The organism is Pseudomonas sp. St290 (genome assembly GCF_018325805.1).
Taxonomy (GTDB): domain Bacteria; phylum Pseudomonadota; class Gammaproteobacteria; order Pseudomonadales; family Pseudomonadaceae; genus Aquipseudomonas; species Aquipseudomonas bijieensis.
This window is the reverse complement of the sequence record NZ_AP014703.1, coordinates 5,929,900-5,946,676: the sequence shown is the minus strand read 5'-3', so window position 1 is coordinate 5,946,676 and position 16,777 is coordinate 5,929,900. Positions and strand designations below refer to the sequence as shown.

Sequence of the window (16,777 nt, the reverse complement as noted above, 5' to 3'; positions counted from 1 at the left end):
AAGGTGAAGAGTTCAATGCAAGCAATGCGTGGCTGGTCGACGCGATATGCGCCGTGGATCGGCCTGGTCGGCTTCCTGGGCAGTGCATCGCATGCCTTGGCGGGCGAATACGAAGGTTCGCCCCAGGTGGCCGAATTCGTCGGTGAGATGACCCGCGACTACGGTTTTGCCGGCGAGCAGCTGATGGGGGTGTTTCGCGAGGCCGAACGCAAGCAATCGATCCTCGACGCCATCTCTCGGCCTGCCGAGCGGGTCAAGCAGTGGAGCGAGTACCGGCCGATGTTCATCACCGAGGCGCGTATCGCCCGGGGCGTGGACTTCTGGCGCCAGCATGAGGCGGCCCTGGCCCGGGCCGAGCAGGAATACGGCGTGCCGGCCCAGTTCATTGTGTCGATCATTGGCGTGGAGACCTTCTTTGGCCGCAATACCGGGAATTTCCGGGTGATCGACGCGCTGTCGACCCTGGGTTTCGATTACCCGCCGCGCGCCGAGTTCTTCCGCAAGGAGCTGCGCGAGTTCCTGTTGCTGGCCCGCGAAGAGCAGGTCGATCCGCTGACCCTCAAGGGCTCCTATGCCGGGGCCATGGGCCTGCCGCAATTCATGCCCAGCAGTTTCCGCGCCTATGCGGTGGACTTTGACGGCGACGGCCACATCAATATCTGGACCAACCCGACCGACGCCATCGGCAGTGTCGCCAGCTATTTCAAGCGCCACGGCTGGGAAGCCGGCCAGCCGGTGGTCAGCCGTGCCGACGTGCGTGGCGAGCAGGTGGACGAGGGCCTGACCGAGGGCATCGAGCCGACGAAAACCGTCGGGGAGTTGCGGGCCCTGGGCTGGTCGAGTCATGATGCGCTGCGTGACGACATGCCGGTCACCGCGATGCGCCTGGAAGGCGAACAAGGTCCCGAATACTGGATGGGCCTGAAGAATTTCTACGCGATTACGCGTTATAACCGCAGCGTGATGTACGCCATGGCTGTATATCAACTGTCTGAAGAGCTGGTCAAAGCACGGGGCGTCAAATAATGCGGGCAATGCCTACCTATCAACCCCTGAAAGCCAAGCCCCTCAAGCTCGTGGCATTGGCTGCGCTGTCGTTGTTGGTCGTCAGTTGTTCGACCAGCCGCGCGCCGACCCAGAAAAACACCACTGCCGTGCGCGCGACGCCGGGCCTGGACATCAACCGGGCCCACAAGGACGGCGCGCCATGGTGGGACGTGGACGTCTCGCGCATTCCCGACGCCACGCCGACCCTGCACACCGGCCCCTACAAGGCCAACCCGTACACGGTGCTGGGCAAGACCTATTTCCCGATGGCCGACTCCAAGCGCTACGTGGCTTCGGGCACGGCGTCCTGGTATGGCACCAAGTTCCACGGCCAGAACACCGCCAATGGCGAAGTGTATGACCTGTATGGCATGAGCGCGGCCCACAAGACCTTGCCGCTGCCCAGCTATGTGCGGGTGACCAACCTGGACAACAACAAGAGCGTGATTCTGCGGGTCAATGACCGTGGGCCGTTCTATTCCGACCGTATCATCGACCTGTCGTATGCGGCGGCGAAAAAACTCGGTTACGCTGAAATCGGCACCGCCCGGGTCAAGGTCGAAGGCATCGACCCGCAGGAATGGTGGGCCCAACGTGGCCGTCCGGCGCCTTTGATGCTCAACGAGCCGAAAGTGGCGCAAAATGCCGCGCCGACCGTGACGGCGTCCACCGGCACGGTCGAGCAGTGGACACCGCCGCCGCAGCAACATGCCGCGGCCGTGCTGCCGGTACAGATCGATGCAAAAAAAAACGCTTCTGCACCAGCGTCTGGCCAGTTTCTGCAAGTGGGCGCGTTCGCCAACCCGGACGCTGCCGAGCTGCTCCGGTCGAAGCTGAGCTCGATGGTGAGCGCCCCGGTGTTCATCAGCTCGATCGTGCGCAACCAGCAGACACTGCATCGGGTGCGCCTGGGGCCGATCGGTTCTCCGGGTGAAGTCCAGCAAGTGCAGAACAGTGTGCGCCTGGCCAATCTCGGTTCGCCGAGCCTGGTCACCGCCGAGTGATTGATTGAGGCCCGCTTGCGGTTGGAGCGGGTCAGGTTGTTGGCTCCATGAATAATAAAAGCCCGGCAAGGGTGTGAGTGAGCAACTTAAATACGCGGCAACCCGTTAGAAGGCTGCCTGTTTTAGTTTTGCCTTCGGGCAAGTCCCATTAGCGATTTCGAGAGACGGATGAACATCACCACCTTTGCCAAACGCCTTTGCCTGCTAGTCCCGCTGCTTCTCTCACCGGCCGCGTTCGCGGTCGAGATGATGCCGGCCCCGCCTCAATTGGCTGCCAAATCCTTTGTGCTCATGGATGCCAGCAGCGGCGAGGTGCTGGTAGAGAACAACGGTGACCAGCGCCTGCCACCGGCCAGCCTGACCAAGCTGATGACCGCCTACATCGCCACCCTGGAGATCCGTCGCGGCCAGATCGGTGAAAACGATCCGGTGACCGTCAGCGAAAACGCCTGGCGCACCGGCGGTTCGCGGATGTTCATCAAGGTCGGTTCGCAAGTGACCGTCAGCGACCTGCTGCACGGCATCATCATCCAGTCCGGCAACGACGCCAGCGTCGCCCTGGCCGAGCACATCGCCGGCAGCGAAGATGCGTTCGCCGACATGATGAACAAAACCGTGGCCGACCTGGGCATGACCAACAGCCACTTCATGAACCCCACCGGCCTGCCGAACCCTGAGCACTATTCCTCGGCTCACGACATGGCGCTGTTGGCCCGGGCAATCATCCATGAAGACCCGGCGCACTACGCCATCTACTCCCAGAAGGAATTCTTCTGGAACGGCATCAAGCAGCCTAACCGCAACCTGCTGCTGTGGCGCGACAAGACCGTCGATGGCCTGAAGACCGGTCACACCGACGAAGCCGGCTACTGCATGGTGTCTTCGGCGGTGCGTGACGGCATGCGCCTGATCGCCGTCGTCTTCGGCACCAGCAGCGAAGTGGCCCGTGCCGCCGAGACCCAGAAGCTGTTGACCTATGGCTTCCGCTTCTTCGAAACCCAGACCTTCTACCAGAAGGGCACCGAACTGGCCCAGGCCCAGGTCTGGAAAGGCTCGAGCAACCAGGTCAAGGCCGGCCTGGCCCAGGACCTGACCATGACCCTGCCCAAGGGCCAGCTCAAGAAGCTCGCTGCCAGCATGACCATGAACCCGCAACTGACCGCTCCCATCGCCAAGGGCGACGTGATCGGTAAAGTCGAAGTCAAACTGGACGACAAAGTGGTGCACAGCGCTGACCTGATCGCTCTGGACGCGGTCGAGGAAGGTGGTATCTTCCGCCGCATCTGGGATAGCATCCGTCTATTCTTCTACGGCTTGTTCAACTGATTGAAGTGTTGACCTGCATGGCCCCGTTTCCATCCGGAGCGGGGCCATGTGCGTTACCACGGCTTACGAGGCCGTTACGCCATGACAGACTCTGAAGTAAAGGCGCCAAAAATCGAATTCCCTTGCGCGGATTATCCGATCAAGGTGATTGGCGACACCGGTGTGGGTTTCAAGGACCGGATCATCGCGATCCTTGAAAAACATGCCACCGTTGATCACAAGACCCTGGCCGAACGCCAGAGTACCAACGGCAAGTACACGACGATCCAGTTGCACATCATTGCCACCGGCCAGGAACAGCTCTACGACATCAACAGCGAGCTGCGAGCGACCGGTTTCGTGCACATGGTGTTGTGATGCCGGGCACGCTGGGCTTTCGCGAGCTGGGCACGATGGCCTACGAGCCGGTCTGGCATGCCATGCAACGCTTCACCAACGAACGCGGCAACACCGCCGACGATGAAGTCTGGCTGGTGGAACACCCACCGGTGTTCACCCAGGGCCAGGCCGGCAAGGCCGAGCACCTGTTGTTGCCGGGGGATATCCCGGTGGTGAAGGTCGACCGGGGCGGGCAGGTGACCTACCATGGCCCTGGCCAACTGGTTGCCTATCTGTTGCTGGATGTGCGCAAGCTGGGGTTTGGCGTGCGCGAGCTGGTCACCCGCATGGAGACATGCCTGATCGAGCTGCTGGCCAGCTACGGTGTTACGGCGGCGGCCAAGCCGGATGCGCCGGGTGTCTACGTCGACGGGGCGAAAATCGCGTCCCTGGGTTTGCGGATCCGCCACGGCTGTTCGTTTCATGGCCTGGCCTTGAACGTGGACATGGACCTTGCGCCATTTCGACGGATTAATCCCTGTGGCTACGCTGGACTGGCAATGACCCAGTTGAGCGAGCACGCAGGATCGATTGAATTTGCCGAGGTAAGTGCCCGGCTGCGCGCGCAGCTCGTCAAACACCTCGACTATGCTGAGCAGACGACCCTCACGGGCGGAATCGACTGATATGACTACTGATGCAGTGCAAACCATTATCCCGACGCAGGACGTCACCGAGCGTCCGGCCCCGCGTGCCAAGGTAGAGGCCGGCGTCAAGCTGCGCGGCGCCGAGAAGGTTGCACGCATCCCGGTCAAGATCATCCCGACCACCGAATTGCCGAAGAAACCGGACTGGATCCGCGTGCGCATCCCGGTGTCCCCGGAAGTCGACCGGATCAAGGCCCTGCTGCGCAAGCACAAGCTGCACAGCGTCTGCGAAGAAGCCTCCTGCCCGAACCTGGGCGAATGCTTCTCTGGCGGCACCGCCACGTTCATGATCATGGGCGACATCTGCACCCGTCGCTGCCCGTTCTGTGACGTCGGCCACGGCCGTCCGAAACCATTGGACGTGAATGAGCCAGAAAGCCTGGCCATCGCCATCGCCGACCTGAAGCTCAAGTACGTGGTCATCACCTCGGTGGACCGCGACGACCTGCGTGATGGCGGTGCCCAGCATTTCGCCGATTGCATCCGCGAGATCCGCAAGCTGTCGCCGAACGTCCAGCTGGAAACCCTGGTGCCCGATTACCGTGGCCGCATGGACATCGCCCTGGAAATCACCGCTGCCGAGCCGCCGGATGTGTTCAACCACAACCTGGAGACCGTGCCGCGCCTGTACAAGGCTGCGCGTCCGGGTTCGGACTATCAGTGGTCGCTGACCCTGTTGCAACGCTTCAAGCAGATGATGCCGCACATCCCGACCAAGTCCGGTTTGATGCTGGGCCTGGGGGAAACCGACGAGGAAGTCATCGAGGTCATGAAGCGCATGCGTGAGCATGACATCGATATGCTGACCTTGGGGCAGTACCTGCAGCCTTCGCGTAGTCACTTGCCGGTGCAGCGTTTTGTGCACCCGGATACCTTTGCCTGGTTTGCTGAGGAAGGGTACAAGATGGGGTTCAAGAACGTTGCTTCGGGGCCGTTGGTGCGGTCTTCGTATCATGCGGATGAGCAGGCTAAGTTGGTCAAGGCTGAGCTGCTTGGGTCCTGATTTGTTTTTGGAGTGGTGTGTATATCCGTTTCTTCGGTAACGGCTACTTAGGGTTCCGCCCTTACGGCGGGTCACTTTTGAAGAGCGCAAAAGTAACCAAAACGCTTTTGCCCCACCACTCGGTGCCTCGCTAGGGCTCGGCATGCCTTCACTCCGGCATTGGTTCGTGGGCCGCCGCGAAGGGCCATCCATGGCCCAGCGCGGCTAACCCGGCATCCATGCCGGGTTGCCCACGAACCAATGCCTGCGTTCAGCCATCGTGGTTAACGGGGCGCCCGAGATCAACGTCCACCGCGAGGCGGCCTGGCAGCCGGCCTGGTTTGGGGGGATCGCGTTTCTCCTGTGGGAGCGGGCTTGCTCGCGAAAGCGGTGGGTCAATTTGCGGTGATGTTGGATGTGCTGACGCCTTCGCGAGCAAGCCCGCTCCCACAAGTTTTGTATCGTGCGCGGATGTTGTGAGCACCCACAACCCATGTGGGAGCGAGCCTGCTCGCGATAGCGGTGGTTCAGCTACAAAGATGCTGGATATATCCCGATCTTGCTTTGCTTTGCTTTGCTTTGCTTTGCTTTGCTTTGCTTTGCTTTGCTTTGCTTTGCTTTGCTTTGCTTTGCTTTGCTTTGCTTTGGATCTTGATCTTGATCTTGATCTTGACGCCCCGTTAAACCACGCTGGCCGAGCGCAGGCGTTGCGCAGTGGGCATCCCGGCATGGATGCCGGGATAGCCGCGCTGGGCCATGGATGGCCCTTCGCGGCGGCCCACGGAGCAATGCCGGAGTGAGGGCATGCCGAGCCTAGGCGAGGCACCGAGTGGTGGGGCAAAGCGTTTTTGGTTACTTTTGGCGCTTTTCCAAAAGTGACCCGCTGTAAGAGCGGAACCATAAGTGGCCGTTACCGCAGAAACGGATATACACACGATCAAAAAAGCCGGGAACCCCATGGCCCACACCTTAACCCCCCATCACCCCGTCCCGGCACTCCCGCCAGAAGGCCTGATCGCCGTGATCGCCCCCGCCGGCCCCGCCCCGCTGAACACGGACAAAGCCATCCAATGGATGCGTGCAAGGGGTCATGAGCTGCGAATATTCCCAGGCGTCTACGAAAAGGACAACTACCTGGCCGGCAGCGACGAAGTACGTCTCAACGACCTGCACGCCGCCTTCGCCGACCCAGAAGTCAAAGCCATCATCTGCCTGCGCGGCGGCTACGGCACGCCCCGCCTGCTGGACCGCATCGACTTCGACCTCCTGCGACGCAACCCCAAGCCATTCATCGGCTACAGCGACATCACCGCCCTACATCTGGCCATCAGCCGTTACGCAGGCTTCGTCACCTTCCACGGCCCGCTGCTCAACGCCGATCTGCTGGGTGACAAGGAACCCCCAACCGTCACCTCGTTTTTCAGCCTGCTGCATGGGCAGTTGAAGGCCGGTAGTACACTGGACCATCCCGCCGCATATCCATTGACCACCGTCGAGCCGGGCATTGCCCACGGGCGTCTGCTGGGGGGCAACCTGTCGATCATCGCCGCGACCATGGGCACGCCTTATCAGATCGATGCCGACGGGGTGATCCTGTTCATCGAAGACGTCAACGAGCCGCTGTATCGTATCGACCGGCTGCTGACCCAACTACGCTTGGCCGGCACGTTGCACAAGCTACGCGGCGTGTTGGTGGGGGATGTGGCTGGGGTCGATGTCGAGGCGTTGAACCGCTTGCTCAAGCAGACCTTCGAGCCATTGCGCATTCCGGTGTTGTCGGGCTGGCGCAGTGGGCATTGCGATCCGAACCTGACGTTGCCCATGGGGGCATTGGTGACGTTGGATGCGGGGGAGAAGAGGTTGGTGTTGGAGCAGGATGTGGTAGTCAGTCGCTAGTCATATAGCGCCTGCGAATCAGCCATCGCGAGCAGACTCGCTCCCACAGGTTGATCGGAATACCTGTGGGAGCGAGCCTGCTCGCGATGGCGGTAGTGGCCATAAGCTGATTCAGCGGCTACGCAACGCCTCCAGCAACTGGTGCGTCGGATACCCATCCGCCGGCCAGCCGAACGACTGCTGGGCGCTGCGGATGGCTTTGCGGGTGTTGGCGCCGATGATTCCGTCGGGGTTGCCCGCGTCGTAGTTGTGCTTGCCCAGCAGGGTCTGCAGTTCGATGCGTTCGCTGCGGCTCAGGGGCAGATCTTCTTTTGGCCACTGGCCGTAGACCAACCCTGCACCGCTGAAGCGCTGTGACAACAAGCCAACCGCCAGGGCGTAGGAGGATGAGTTGTTGTACTTGAGAATGGCGCGGAAGTTATCGAAGATCAGGAACGCCGGGCCGCGATGGCCGGCTGGCAACAGCAGGGCCGCCGATAGCTGTGCTTGATCGGGGGCTGTCGGCAGGCCGCCATATGCTGAAACGCCCAGCCGCATCCATTCGGAAACGGGCTTGCGGATCGTGCCATCGGCTAGCGTGTAGTCGAAGCCTTCACTGAGCGAGACCTCGAAGCCCCACGGCTGGCCGCGTTGCCAGCCGGAGCTTTGCAGGTAATGGGCGGTCGAGGCCAGGGCATCGGTGGAGCTGCCCCAGATGTCGCGGCGACCGTCGCCGTCGAAATCCACCGCATGGGTGTTGTACGTGGTGGGAATGAACTGGGTCTGGCCCATGGCGCCGGCCCACGACCCGAGCATTTTTTCCGGTGTGATGTCGCCTTGTTGCAGGATCTGCAGGGCCGCGATCAGTTGCGCATGGGCAAAGCCCGGGCGCCGTCCTTCGTAGGCGAGGGTCGCCAGGGAATTGATCACCGACTTGGTGCCTTGGAACTGACCAAAGTTGCTCTCCATACCCCACACCGCCACCAGCGCCTCGCGATCGACGCCATAACGCTGCTCGATGCTTTGCAGGACCTGGGCGTTCTGTTGAATCAGGCTCTTGCCCTTGTTGACTCGCAGTGGCGACAACGCGCCATCGAGGTATTCCCACACCGGGCGGGTGAACTCCGGCTGGCTGCGATCGGCCTTGATCACGCTCATGTCCGGGCTGACGCCGATAAATGCACGGTCGAACAGATCGCCACGGATCCCGGCGGCCAGTGCCTCCTTGCGAAACCCGGCCTGCCATTCGGCGAAGGTCTGGGTGGGCGCAATGGCCAGGTCTTCACCGGTCGGCACCACGGGCGGCACGATGGCCGGAGCGGTCACGGCAGGGGCGGTCTGGAGTGGTTGGGCGTCGGCGGCGGTAGGTTTTTCGGCGCAGGCGACAAGCAGGGCGACACTTGCGGCAACGATCATTTGGCGCAGTGGCCAACGATGGGAAAGACAGAAGGGCATGCACGGGTCCAGAAATACAAATCAGGTGCTGACCTTAACATGCGAAAGGGGCGTAGGGCTTGTCCGGTTGTTTCAAGCTGCCAGAAAGCAAGAAGCCTCCCAGTTGTCAGACTGGAAGGCTTCGCGGCGGTAGCTGCCCTTGCCCTTGGCGGGTCGTTCCTGGCGGCTGCGGAACAGGGGTTGGGCGACGATGGACTTGGCCTTGTTGGGGCCATGCCTGGATGGCTTTTTGCTCATGATGGGATCTCTCGTGGGGTGGTTTTTGCGGGGCAAATCATGGGACAGAGTTGGGAGGTTGTCCAGTCCCTGGGTTGTGCAAGCAGTGTCATCAGACGGACACGCAACTTGTGGTGGAAGATGACCTGTGGCGAGGGGATTTATCCCCGCTGGGGCGCGAAGCGCCCCCATTACAAACTGCCTGACACTCCACGGCGCCTAGTTTTGGGGTTGCTTCGCAACCCAGCGGGGATAAATCCCCTCGCCACAGGTATGCAGTGTGCTTCTACTGAGTGACTACTCAGCGGGCAAAGAGAGTCGCTGTCCGGCCATCAACAGCGACAACCGACTGAGGCTCATCCATGGCGAGCCAGCGGCCTGGCCCTTGATCTGCGCATCGATGCGCTGGGCCTCGAGTAGCAATTGCGCCCAGCGCGGTGCGGAGTAGCGTTGCAGGGCCTTGCTCATCAGCGGTTTGCGTTTGTCCCAGACGGGCGGGCGGGCCTGGCTGAAGGCTTTGTCCAGCGGTACACCCTGGCTGTATTGCAGGGACAGGTTGGCCAGCAGGCGCAACTCCCGGGCCAGGGCCCAGAGGATCACCGGCGGCTCGACGCCTTCGCCCCGTAGACCTTCGAGCATGCGCAGGGCATGGGCGGCTTCGCCGTTGAGGATCGCATCGGTCAGCCCGAAGACATCGAAGCGCGCGCTGTCGGCCACGGCAGCCTGCACCGTTTCCACGGTGATCTGCCCACCTTCGGCCATTAGTTTGAGCTTTTCGATTTCCTGGGCGGCGGCCAGCAGGTTGCCTTCGACCCGGGCGGCGATCAGCTCCACCGCGTCCTGGCTGGCCGAGAGGCCGGCCTGGGACAGGCGCTGGCGGATCCAGCTGGGCAACTGGCTGACATCCACCGGCCAGATCTGCACGAACTGGGTTTGCGGCCCTTCGACCAGGGCCTTGCCCCATTTGGTCTTCTGCGCGCTACCGTCGAGTTTCGGCAAGCTGATCAGCAGCACCGTGTCTTCGGCGGGGCGCGAGCAGTATTCGATCAGCGCGGCGGCACCCTTGTCACCGGGTTTGCCGGAGGGTAGACGCAGTTCCAGCAGGCGTTTTTCGGCGAACAACGACATGCTCGCCCCGGCTTGCAGCAGCGTGCCCCAGTCGAAACTGGCGTCGGCGGCGAATACCTGGCGTTCATCGAAACCTTGCTGGCGTGCCGCAGAACGGATGGCGTCAGCGGCTTCCTGGCACAGCAGTGGGTCATCGCCACTGATGATGTAGACCGGCGCGAGGGCGCCTTGCAGGTGTTTGCCGAGTTGAGCGGGAGCGAGCTTCATAAGAGCGGGCGAGCGGGACGCCGGAGCGCCCCGCAAGGCTTATTCAGCCGGGATCTGCATTGGCGACTGTTGCGGGGTTTCCGCTTCAGCCTTGCGTGCCGCTTCCAGCGCATCGGCTTCGGCCTTGGCGCGAGCATCGGCAGTCTGTTGCAGTTGCTCCAACTGGGCCGGGCTCAGTTGTTGCAGACGCAGCATCATGCGCTGTATGAGTTCACGGCGCATTTCGCCGCGCACTTCGATGGACTCCTGGTCGGAGCCGGTGATGTTGTTGCCGTCGTGCAGGTAGACCTTCTGCACTTGCAGTTTGTCGTCCATCAGCACCAGGTCGTTATGGCCGCGAATCTCATAGCTCAGCACGTTGTTCAGTTCGTACTCGGCCGAACGACCAGCGCCGGCATAGCTCAGGCTGCGCTGGCTTTGCTGTTCGCGAGTCAATACGAGCTTGTACGGGGCGCCGCTGTAGACTTTCACGCCGCTGCTTTCCAGGTTGTCGCGCAGCATTTTAACGGTGTCGCCATAGGCGTCCCGTGCGCTGAGGTCCAGTTCCTTGATCGCCAGCTCGGTGGTGCCGGTGCCGCGCAGTTGGAAGCCGCAGGCGCTCAACAGGACCGCCAGGCCCACTACCAGCAGATTACGTTTGATCATCTTGTTGCTCCCCTTGAACCCTATGGGGGTCGACCATGCGACCCCGCAGGTTGTATTCGGCGCCAGGCTCAAGCCTTGCGCCCGATCCAATTAGCTTGCGACGATGTTGACCAGCTTGCCGGGCACGACGATCACTTTGCGGATCGTCAGGCCATCGACAAAGCGCAGTACGTTGTCATTGGCCCGCGCAGCGGCTTCGACTTCTTCACGCGTGGCGGCGGCCGGCATTTCGATCTGGCCGCGCAGCTTGCCGTTGACCTGGATGACCAGGGTCAAGCTGTCCTGCACCAGCGCGGTTTCGTCCACCGCCGGCCAGCTGGCGTCGATCACCGGGTCGGCGTGACCCAGGCGATTCCACAGCTCGTGGCTGATGTGCGGTGTGATTGGCGCCAGCAGCAAGGTCACGGCTTCCAGGCCTTCGTGAACCAGTGCGCGATCCTGCTCGGTGCCTTGCGCGGCTTTTTCCAGCACGTTCATCAGCGTCATCACCTGGGCGATGGCGGTGTTGAATTTGTGGTTCTGGCCGACGTCATGGCTGGCCTGCTTGATGGCCAGATGGATCGAGCGACGAATGGCTTTCTGTTCGTCGTTCAGGCGGCTGATGTCCAGTTTGCCCGGCAGGCCCTGGGTGACGTGGGCTTGCGCCAGGCGCCAGACACGCTTGAGGAAGCGGTGCGAGCCCTCGACGCCCGAGTCGGACCACTCTGCGCTCATGTCAGGTGGCGAGGCGAACATCATGAACAGGCGGCAGGTGTCGGCGCCGAACTGGTCGATCATCGATTGCGGGTCAACGCCGTTGTTCTTCGACTTGGCCATCTTCTCGGTGCCGCCGATTTCCACCGGCAGGCCGTCGGCGATCAGCTTGGCACTGATCACCTTGGCTTTGCTGTCGCGTTCGAGTTCGACGTCGCTCGGGTTGAACCAGGTGTAGGCGCCGTTGGCTTCGCGACGATAGTAAGTCTCGGCGATCACCATGCCTTGGGTCAGCAGGTTCTTGAACGGTTCGTTGGAACTCACCAGGCCTTCGTCACGCATCAGCTTGTGGAAGAAGCGCGCGTAGAGCAGGTGGAGAATGGCGTGTTCGATACCGCCGATATATTGATCCACCGGCAACCAGTGGTCAGCCGCGGATTTCTCCACCAGGCCACCTTCATAGTGCGGTGAGGCGTAGCGGGCGTAATACCACGAGGACTCGACGAAGGTGTCCATGGTGTCGGTTTCACGCTTGGCCGGTGCGCCGCATTTCGGGCAGCTGCATTCATAGAACTCAGGCATGCGTGCCAGGGGCGAACCGGCGCCGTCGGGTACGACGTCTTCCGGCAGGACCACGGGCAGTTGGTCTTCCGGCACCGGTACGTCACCGCAGGTGTCGCAATGCACGATCGGGATCGGGCAGCCCCAGTAACGCTGGCGGCTGATGCCCCAGTCCCGCAGGCGGAACTGGGTGCGCGAGGCGCCGAGGTTTTTCTTGATCAGGGCCACTTCGATGGCATCGAACGCGCCGGGGAAATCCAGGCCGTCGAATTCGCCGGAGTTGATCAGCTCGCCGTGTTCGCCGTAGGCGTCCTGCCAAGTAGCCGGGGTCTGGTCACCGGCGCTGGTGCGCACGACGGCTTTGACCGGCAGGTTGTACTTGTGGGCGAATTCGAAATCGCGCTCGTCGTGGGCCGGCACGGCCATGACCGCACCGTCGCCATAGTGCATCAGCACGTAGTTGGCGACCCATACCGGCAGTTTCTCGCCGGTGAGCGGATGCTCGACGAACAGCGAGGTTGGCAGGCCTTTCTTTTCCTGGGTGGCGACGTCGGCTTCGGCAACGCTACCGCCCTTGCATTCGGCGATGAACGCTTGCAGCTCGGGGTTGTTGCGGGCGGCCAGGGTCGCCAGCGGGTGCTCGGCGGCCACGGCCACATAGGTGGCCCCCATCAGCGTGTCCGGACGGGTGGTGAAGACTTTCAGGGCGCCGGCTTCGCCAATGGAGGCGACGTCGTAGGGGAACTGCACTTCCATGCCCCGGGACTTGCCGATCCAGTTGCGCTGCATGGTCTTGACCTGTTCAGGCCAACCAGTCAGTTCGTCGAGGCTCTCCAGGAGTTCATCCGCATAGGCGGTGATCTTGAAGTAGTACATCGGGATTTCGCGCTTTTCGATCAGCGCGCCGGAACGCCAGCCGCGACCGTCGATCACCTGCTCGTTGGCCAGTACGGTCTGGTCCACCGGGTCCCAGTTCACGGTGCCGTTCTTGCGGTAGATCACGCCTTTTTCGAACAGGCGGGTGAACAGCCATTGTTCCCAGCGGTAGTACTCGGGCTTGCAGGTGGTGACCTCGCGGGACCAGTCCACCGCCAGGCCCAGGCTGCGCAGCTGGGTCTTCATGTAGGCGATGTTTTCGTAGGTCCACTTGGCGGGGGCCACGTTGTTCTTCATCGCGGCGTTTTCCGCCGGCATGCCGAAGGCGTCCCAACCCATGGGTTGCAGGACGTTCTTGCCTTGCATGCGCTGGTAACGGGAGATCACGTCGCCGATGGTGTAGTTGCGCACGTGCCCCATGTGTAGCTTGCCGCTGGGGTAAGGGAACATCGACAGGCAGTAGTAAGTCTCCTTGCCTGGCTGTTCACTGACTTCAAAGGACTTTTGCTCGTCCCAGAACGACTGGGCGGCGGCTTCGATTTCACGGGGCTGGTAGTGTTCGTGCATGGCTACTTTTGTACTGAATGGGGTGGCCCAATCCTCTTCGTTGCCATGCTGGACGCAGACGACGCCGAATGCGGCGTTTTCGATGTCCAGCCAAGCTGGAAGTGGAGTTACAGGAAGCGCCGTAGCATACATGACCGCGCTCTGCCGAGGGAAACCCTGATTGCTGCTCAACCGTTGCCAAACCATTGTCAATCATCGGCGATGACCGGTGTTCAGGGCCGTTGGTCGCGGCGCCCTGCCGGTTTGCCCAGCGAAGCTAAGCTTCTCAATGGGGAGTGAGTCTTATCTTCAATGAGGTGAGGGATGGTTGAATCACAACGAAAAGTCGCTACACCTGAGTTGTATGAAAAACTGATCGATCGTCTCGGGGTTGCCCTGGACGCTGCAAGAACCGCCGGTCGCTTGCGTGATGAACGCCCGGCAGAGCTGGAGCTGCGTGGCTTGAGCCCCGCAGAGTTCGAACTGGTCAAGGCTTACCTCGAACAGGCCGGACATCAAGCTCCCACCAGTGGGGCCCAGGTACTCAAGCGTCTCGATGCGCCCCGTTCGGCCAAGGTTGTATGGCTCAAGGACCGGACGCCTGACAAGGATGCTGTAAAGGTCCGGTCGCTGCAGTTCAAGTAAAGCCGGATTCACGCGTGTCGCTCTTTTTGATTCAAGGTTTTTTCGAATCTGTTGTCGCTTTGCGTCAACCCACCTAGGCTTCGGGCATCTATGGAGATGCCCGATGCCGTTTCGCTATTTCATCAAACAACTTTTATTGCCGCCCGGCATTCTTTTGCTGTTGTTGGCGCTTGCCTGGTGGTGGCGCGACTCTCGGCCGCGTCTGGCCCGTCTGTGCTTTTTCGTTGGGCTGGGTGGTTTCTGGCTGATGAGCCTGCCCGTGGTGGTGCAATGGAGCGCCAGGGCGCTGGAGCGCGAACCGCCGCTGTTGCTCAGTGATTGGGCGACCCTGGCCCAACGCGCCGACGCCATTGTGGTGCTCGGTTCGGGCCGTGAACGCGGTGACCTGGCCTGGGGCGCCGACCAACCCACCGGCGTCGGCTTGGAGCGCCAGCGTTATGCCGCGCGACTGGCCAAGGCTTCAGGCTTGCCGGTGCTGACATCCGGTGGCTTGCACTATGGCACCCCGCCCAGCGAGGCTCGGCTGATGGCGGACTCTATGCTGGAGGATTTCGGCGTCAACGTGCGCTGGCAGGAGGGGCGTAGCCGTACGACCTGGGAAAACGCCCGGATGAGCGCCGAAATCCTGCTGCCGCAAGGCATCAAGCGGGTCGTGGTGGTCACCCAGGCCTGGCACATGCCACGGGCGGTCTGGAGTTTCCAGCGGTCGGGGTTTGACGTGGTGCCGGCGCCGGTGGGGTTCCTGGGACAGGACAATGCCCGGCCGTTGGGCGGTTGGATGCCGGAGTTCAAGGCGATCTGGCAATCCGGACAGTTGATGAATGAGGCGGTGGGGCTGGTGGGGTATTGGTTGTTCTATCGCTGAAACACCGCGCGGAGTGAAGTGATCGCTGTTGTGGCGAGGGAGCTTGCTCCCGCTGGACTGCGAAGCAGGCCCTGTTTTTGGGGCCGCTGCGCGCCCCAGCGGGAGCAAGCTCCCTCGCCACAGGGTTTTTCATTCACATGGGGAACGAGTCAAACCGTTTTGGCCATCCGTCCCGCCATCAACGCCCAGCCCAGCAACAACACACACAAAATGATCAATGGCCACGAACGCCATTGCAGGTACGGCGTCAGGTCCTGCATCGGCACCACTTCGCCATACAGGATGCCGCGTTCGAATTGCGGGATCTGTGCGGTGATCTGACCGAAAGGGTTGATCAGGCCGGTCACGCCGTTGTTGGTGGCGCGGATCATCCAGCGGCCGGCTTCCAAGGCGCGCATCTGCGCCATTTGCAGGTGCTGCAACGGGCCGATCGAGGTGCCGAACCAGGTGTCGTTGCTGATGGTCAGCAGCAAGTCGCTGCGCGCCGAGAGGCTGGCGGCAAATTCCGGGTAGACCACCTCATAGCAAATGAACGGTGCGATCTGGTAACCCTTGGCCTGCAGCAATGGCTGGTCGGCCGGGCCCCGGGCGAAGTCCGACATGGGCAGGTCGAAGAACGCGATCAGGCCGCGCAGGATGTCCTGTAGCGGTACGTACTCGCCGAACGGCACGAGTTTCTGCTTCAGGTAGGTGCCGTCGCCTTCGCCGGTCACGGTGATGCCATTGAAGTAACGCTTCTCGTGGTGGACCAGTTGGCGAATCGGCACGCCGGTGATCAACGCCGAATGCCGCTCGGCGGCGAAGTTGCCCATCATGTCCAGGTAGCCCTGGGCGGACTCCTTGAGCACCGGCACTGCGGTTTCCGGCCAGATCAGCAGGTCGACGCGCTTGGAGGCGAAGCTCATGTCGCGGTACAGCGCCAGTTGCGCGTTGAGCTGCTCGGGGTCCCACTTCATGCTTTGTTCGATGTTGCCCTGGAGCGCCGCGACGCTCAGCGGATCGCCCGAAGGGCTGGTCCAGGCATGCCCCTTGAGAGCCATGCCGACTACCCACGGGCCGATCAGCAGCATCACGCCGGCCGCAATAAAACCTTTGCGCCCGCTGCGGATCAACTGGGGCGCGTTGTACAGCAGCGCGGCGGTCAAGGCCAGGGTGAAGGAGATCAACCACATCCCGCCCAGCGGCGCGAGGCCGGACAGCGGGCCGTCGAGTTGGCTGTAGCCGGAATAGAGCCACGGGAACCCGGTGAGGAACCAGCCACGGAAGGCTTCCTGGCCCAACCACAGCGCGGCGAACGCCAGGGCATCGGCCAGCGGCGCCTCGTTGCGCCGCAGCCAGCGCGCCCAGAGCCAGGCGGGCAGGGCGAAGAACCAGGCGATGGCGGCGATGAACAGCAGCATCAGCAACCCGGCGAGCAGCACCGAGGCGCCGCCGAAGTTATGGATGCTGACGTAGATCCAACTGGTGCCGGCGCCGAACAGACCAAAGCCGAAACACCAGCCCCGGCCCAGGGCCTGGCGTGGCGACAACTCGCGCAGCCCGGCATAGAACAAGCCGACCGCCAGCAATGCCAGCGGCCAGATATTGAACGGCGCCAGGGCCAGGGTGGTGATCGCACCGGCCGCCATGGCCAGCAGGTTACCGGGCCAGCCGGGGCGGGTTATCCAGCGCATTTTTGTCC

At 62.1% G+C, this 16,777-nt stretch carries 16 protein-coding genes; 9 read left to right on the top strand and 7 right to left on the bottom strand.

Going from position 1 to position 16,777, the window contains the following annotated elements; all coding sequences use genetic code 11:
- Positions 1–15: 15 nt before the first annotated feature.
- The 6 genes from mltB (at position 16) to lipA (ending at position 5,405) form a co-directional block, all read left to right on the top strand.
- On the top strand, positions 16–1,026 hold the full coding sequence (mltB, locus tag PBDP_RS26055; protein WP_109756287.1) for a lytic murein transglycosylase B: 1,011 nt from the start codon (positions 16–18) through the stop codon (positions 1,024–1,026).
- The gene (locus PBDP_RS26050) at positions 1,026–2,051 is read left to right on the top strand and encodes a septal ring lytic transglycosylase RlpA family protein (RefSeq protein ID WP_109756286.1); all 1,026 of its coding nucleotides are present in this window, start codon (positions 1,026–1,028) and stop codon (positions 2,049–2,051) included. Before mltB ends, PBDP_RS26050 begins: the two co-directional genes overlap by 1 nt.
- Positions 2,052–2,219: 168 nt before the next feature.
- Entirely contained in the window at positions 2,220–3,377 is a 1,158-nt protein-coding gene (locus PBDP_RS26045; RefSeq protein ID WP_060740482.1) for a D-alanyl-D-alanine carboxypeptidase family protein, read from the top strand.
- A gap of 81 nt (positions 3,378–3,458) precedes the next feature.
- Positions 3,459–3,734: a DUF493 domain-containing protein gene (locus PBDP_RS26040; RefSeq protein WP_003185772.1), complete on the top strand. Its 276-nt coding sequence runs from the start codon at positions 3,459–3,461 to the stop codon at positions 3,732–3,734.
- The gene (lipB, locus tag PBDP_RS26035; RefSeq protein WP_095963499.1) at positions 3,734–4,381 is read left to right on the top strand and encodes a lipoyl(octanoyl) transferase LipB; all 648 of its coding nucleotides are present in this window, start codon (positions 3,734–3,736) and stop codon (positions 4,379–4,381) included. The genes PBDP_RS26040 and lipB overlap by 1 nt, the downstream gene beginning before the upstream one ends.
- A gap of 1 nt (position 4,382) precedes the next feature.
- On the top strand, positions 4,383–5,405 hold the full coding sequence (gene lipA, locus PBDP_RS26030) for a lipoyl synthase (protein ID WP_109756285.1): 1,023 nt from the start codon (positions 4,383–4,385) through the stop codon (positions 5,403–5,405).
- Positions 5,406–6,064: 659 nt separating this feature from the next.
- Here the strand turns inward: lipA and PBDP_RS30155 are convergent.
- Positions 6,065–6,190 carry a hypothetical protein gene (locus PBDP_RS30155; RefSeq protein ID WP_283246404.1) on the bottom strand — a complete coding sequence of 42 codons (126 nt, stop codon included), beginning with the start codon at positions 6,188–6,190 and terminating at the stop codon, positions 6,065–6,067.
- A 151-nt stretch (positions 6,191–6,341) separates the two neighbouring features.
- Between PBDP_RS30155 and PBDP_RS26025 the strand changes: the two genes are divergently transcribed.
- Entirely contained in the window at positions 6,342–7,280 is a 939-nt protein-coding gene (locus tag PBDP_RS26025; protein ID WP_212801499.1) for a S66 peptidase family protein, read from the top strand.
- A 111-nt stretch (positions 7,281–7,391) separates the two neighbouring features.
- Here the strand turns inward: PBDP_RS26025 and PBDP_RS26020 are convergent, their stop codons facing one another.
- From PBDP_RS26020 to leuS, 5 genes are all read right to left on the bottom strand, one after another.
- Positions 7,392–8,714, bottom strand: a complete 1,323-nt coding sequence (locus PBDP_RS26020) for a lytic murein transglycosylase (RefSeq protein WP_212801498.1) — start codon at positions 8,712–8,714, stop codon at positions 7,392–7,394.
- A 72-nt stretch (positions 8,715–8,786) separates the two neighbouring features.
- Positions 8,787–8,951 carry an alternative ribosome rescue factor ArfA gene (gene arfA, locus PBDP_RS26015; RefSeq protein WP_030140368.1) on the bottom strand — a complete coding sequence of 55 codons (165 nt, stop codon included), beginning with the start codon at positions 8,949–8,951 and terminating at the stop codon, positions 8,787–8,789.
- Positions 8,952–9,227: 276 nt separating this feature from the next.
- Positions 9,228–10,265: a DNA polymerase III subunit delta gene (holA, locus tag PBDP_RS26010; RefSeq protein ID WP_212801497.1), complete on the bottom strand. Its 1,038-nt coding sequence runs from the start codon at positions 10,263–10,265 to the stop codon at positions 9,228–9,230.
- Between the two features lie 39 nt (positions 10,266–10,304).
- Positions 10,305–10,910 (bottom strand): LPS-assembly lipoprotein LptE, encoded by a 606-nt coding sequence (locus tag PBDP_RS26005; protein ID WP_109756280.1) that lies wholly within the window; start codon positions 10,908–10,910, stop codon positions 10,305–10,307.
- A 90-nt stretch (positions 10,911–11,000) separates the two neighbouring features.
- The gene (gene leuS, locus PBDP_RS26000; protein ID WP_212801496.1) at positions 11,001–13,607 is read right to left on the bottom strand and encodes a leucine--tRNA ligase; all 2,607 of its coding nucleotides are present in this window, start codon (positions 13,605–13,607) and stop codon (positions 11,001–11,003) included.
- Positions 13,608–13,910: 303 nt separating this feature from the next.
- Here leuS and PBDP_RS25995 point away from each other — a divergent pair, with 303 nt between their 5' ends.
- Together PBDP_RS25995 and PBDP_RS25990 are read left to right on the top strand one after the other, a co-directional pair.
- Entirely contained in the window at positions 13,911–14,231 is a 321-nt protein-coding gene (locus PBDP_RS25995) for a hypothetical protein (protein WP_109756279.1), read from the top strand.
- A 103-nt stretch (positions 14,232–14,334) separates the two neighbouring features.
- Positions 14,335–15,096, top strand: a complete 762-nt coding sequence (locus PBDP_RS25990; RefSeq protein WP_163856512.1) for a YdcF family protein — start codon at positions 14,335–14,337, stop codon at positions 15,094–15,096.
- Between the two features lie 149 nt (positions 15,097–15,245).
- On the opposite strand, the gene lnt is transcribed toward PBDP_RS25990, so the two are convergent.
- Entirely contained in the window at positions 15,246–16,769 is a 1,524-nt protein-coding gene (gene lnt / locus PBDP_RS25985) for an apolipoprotein N-acyltransferase (RefSeq protein ID WP_212801495.1), read from the bottom strand.
- Positions 16,770–16,777: the final 8 nt, after the last annotated feature.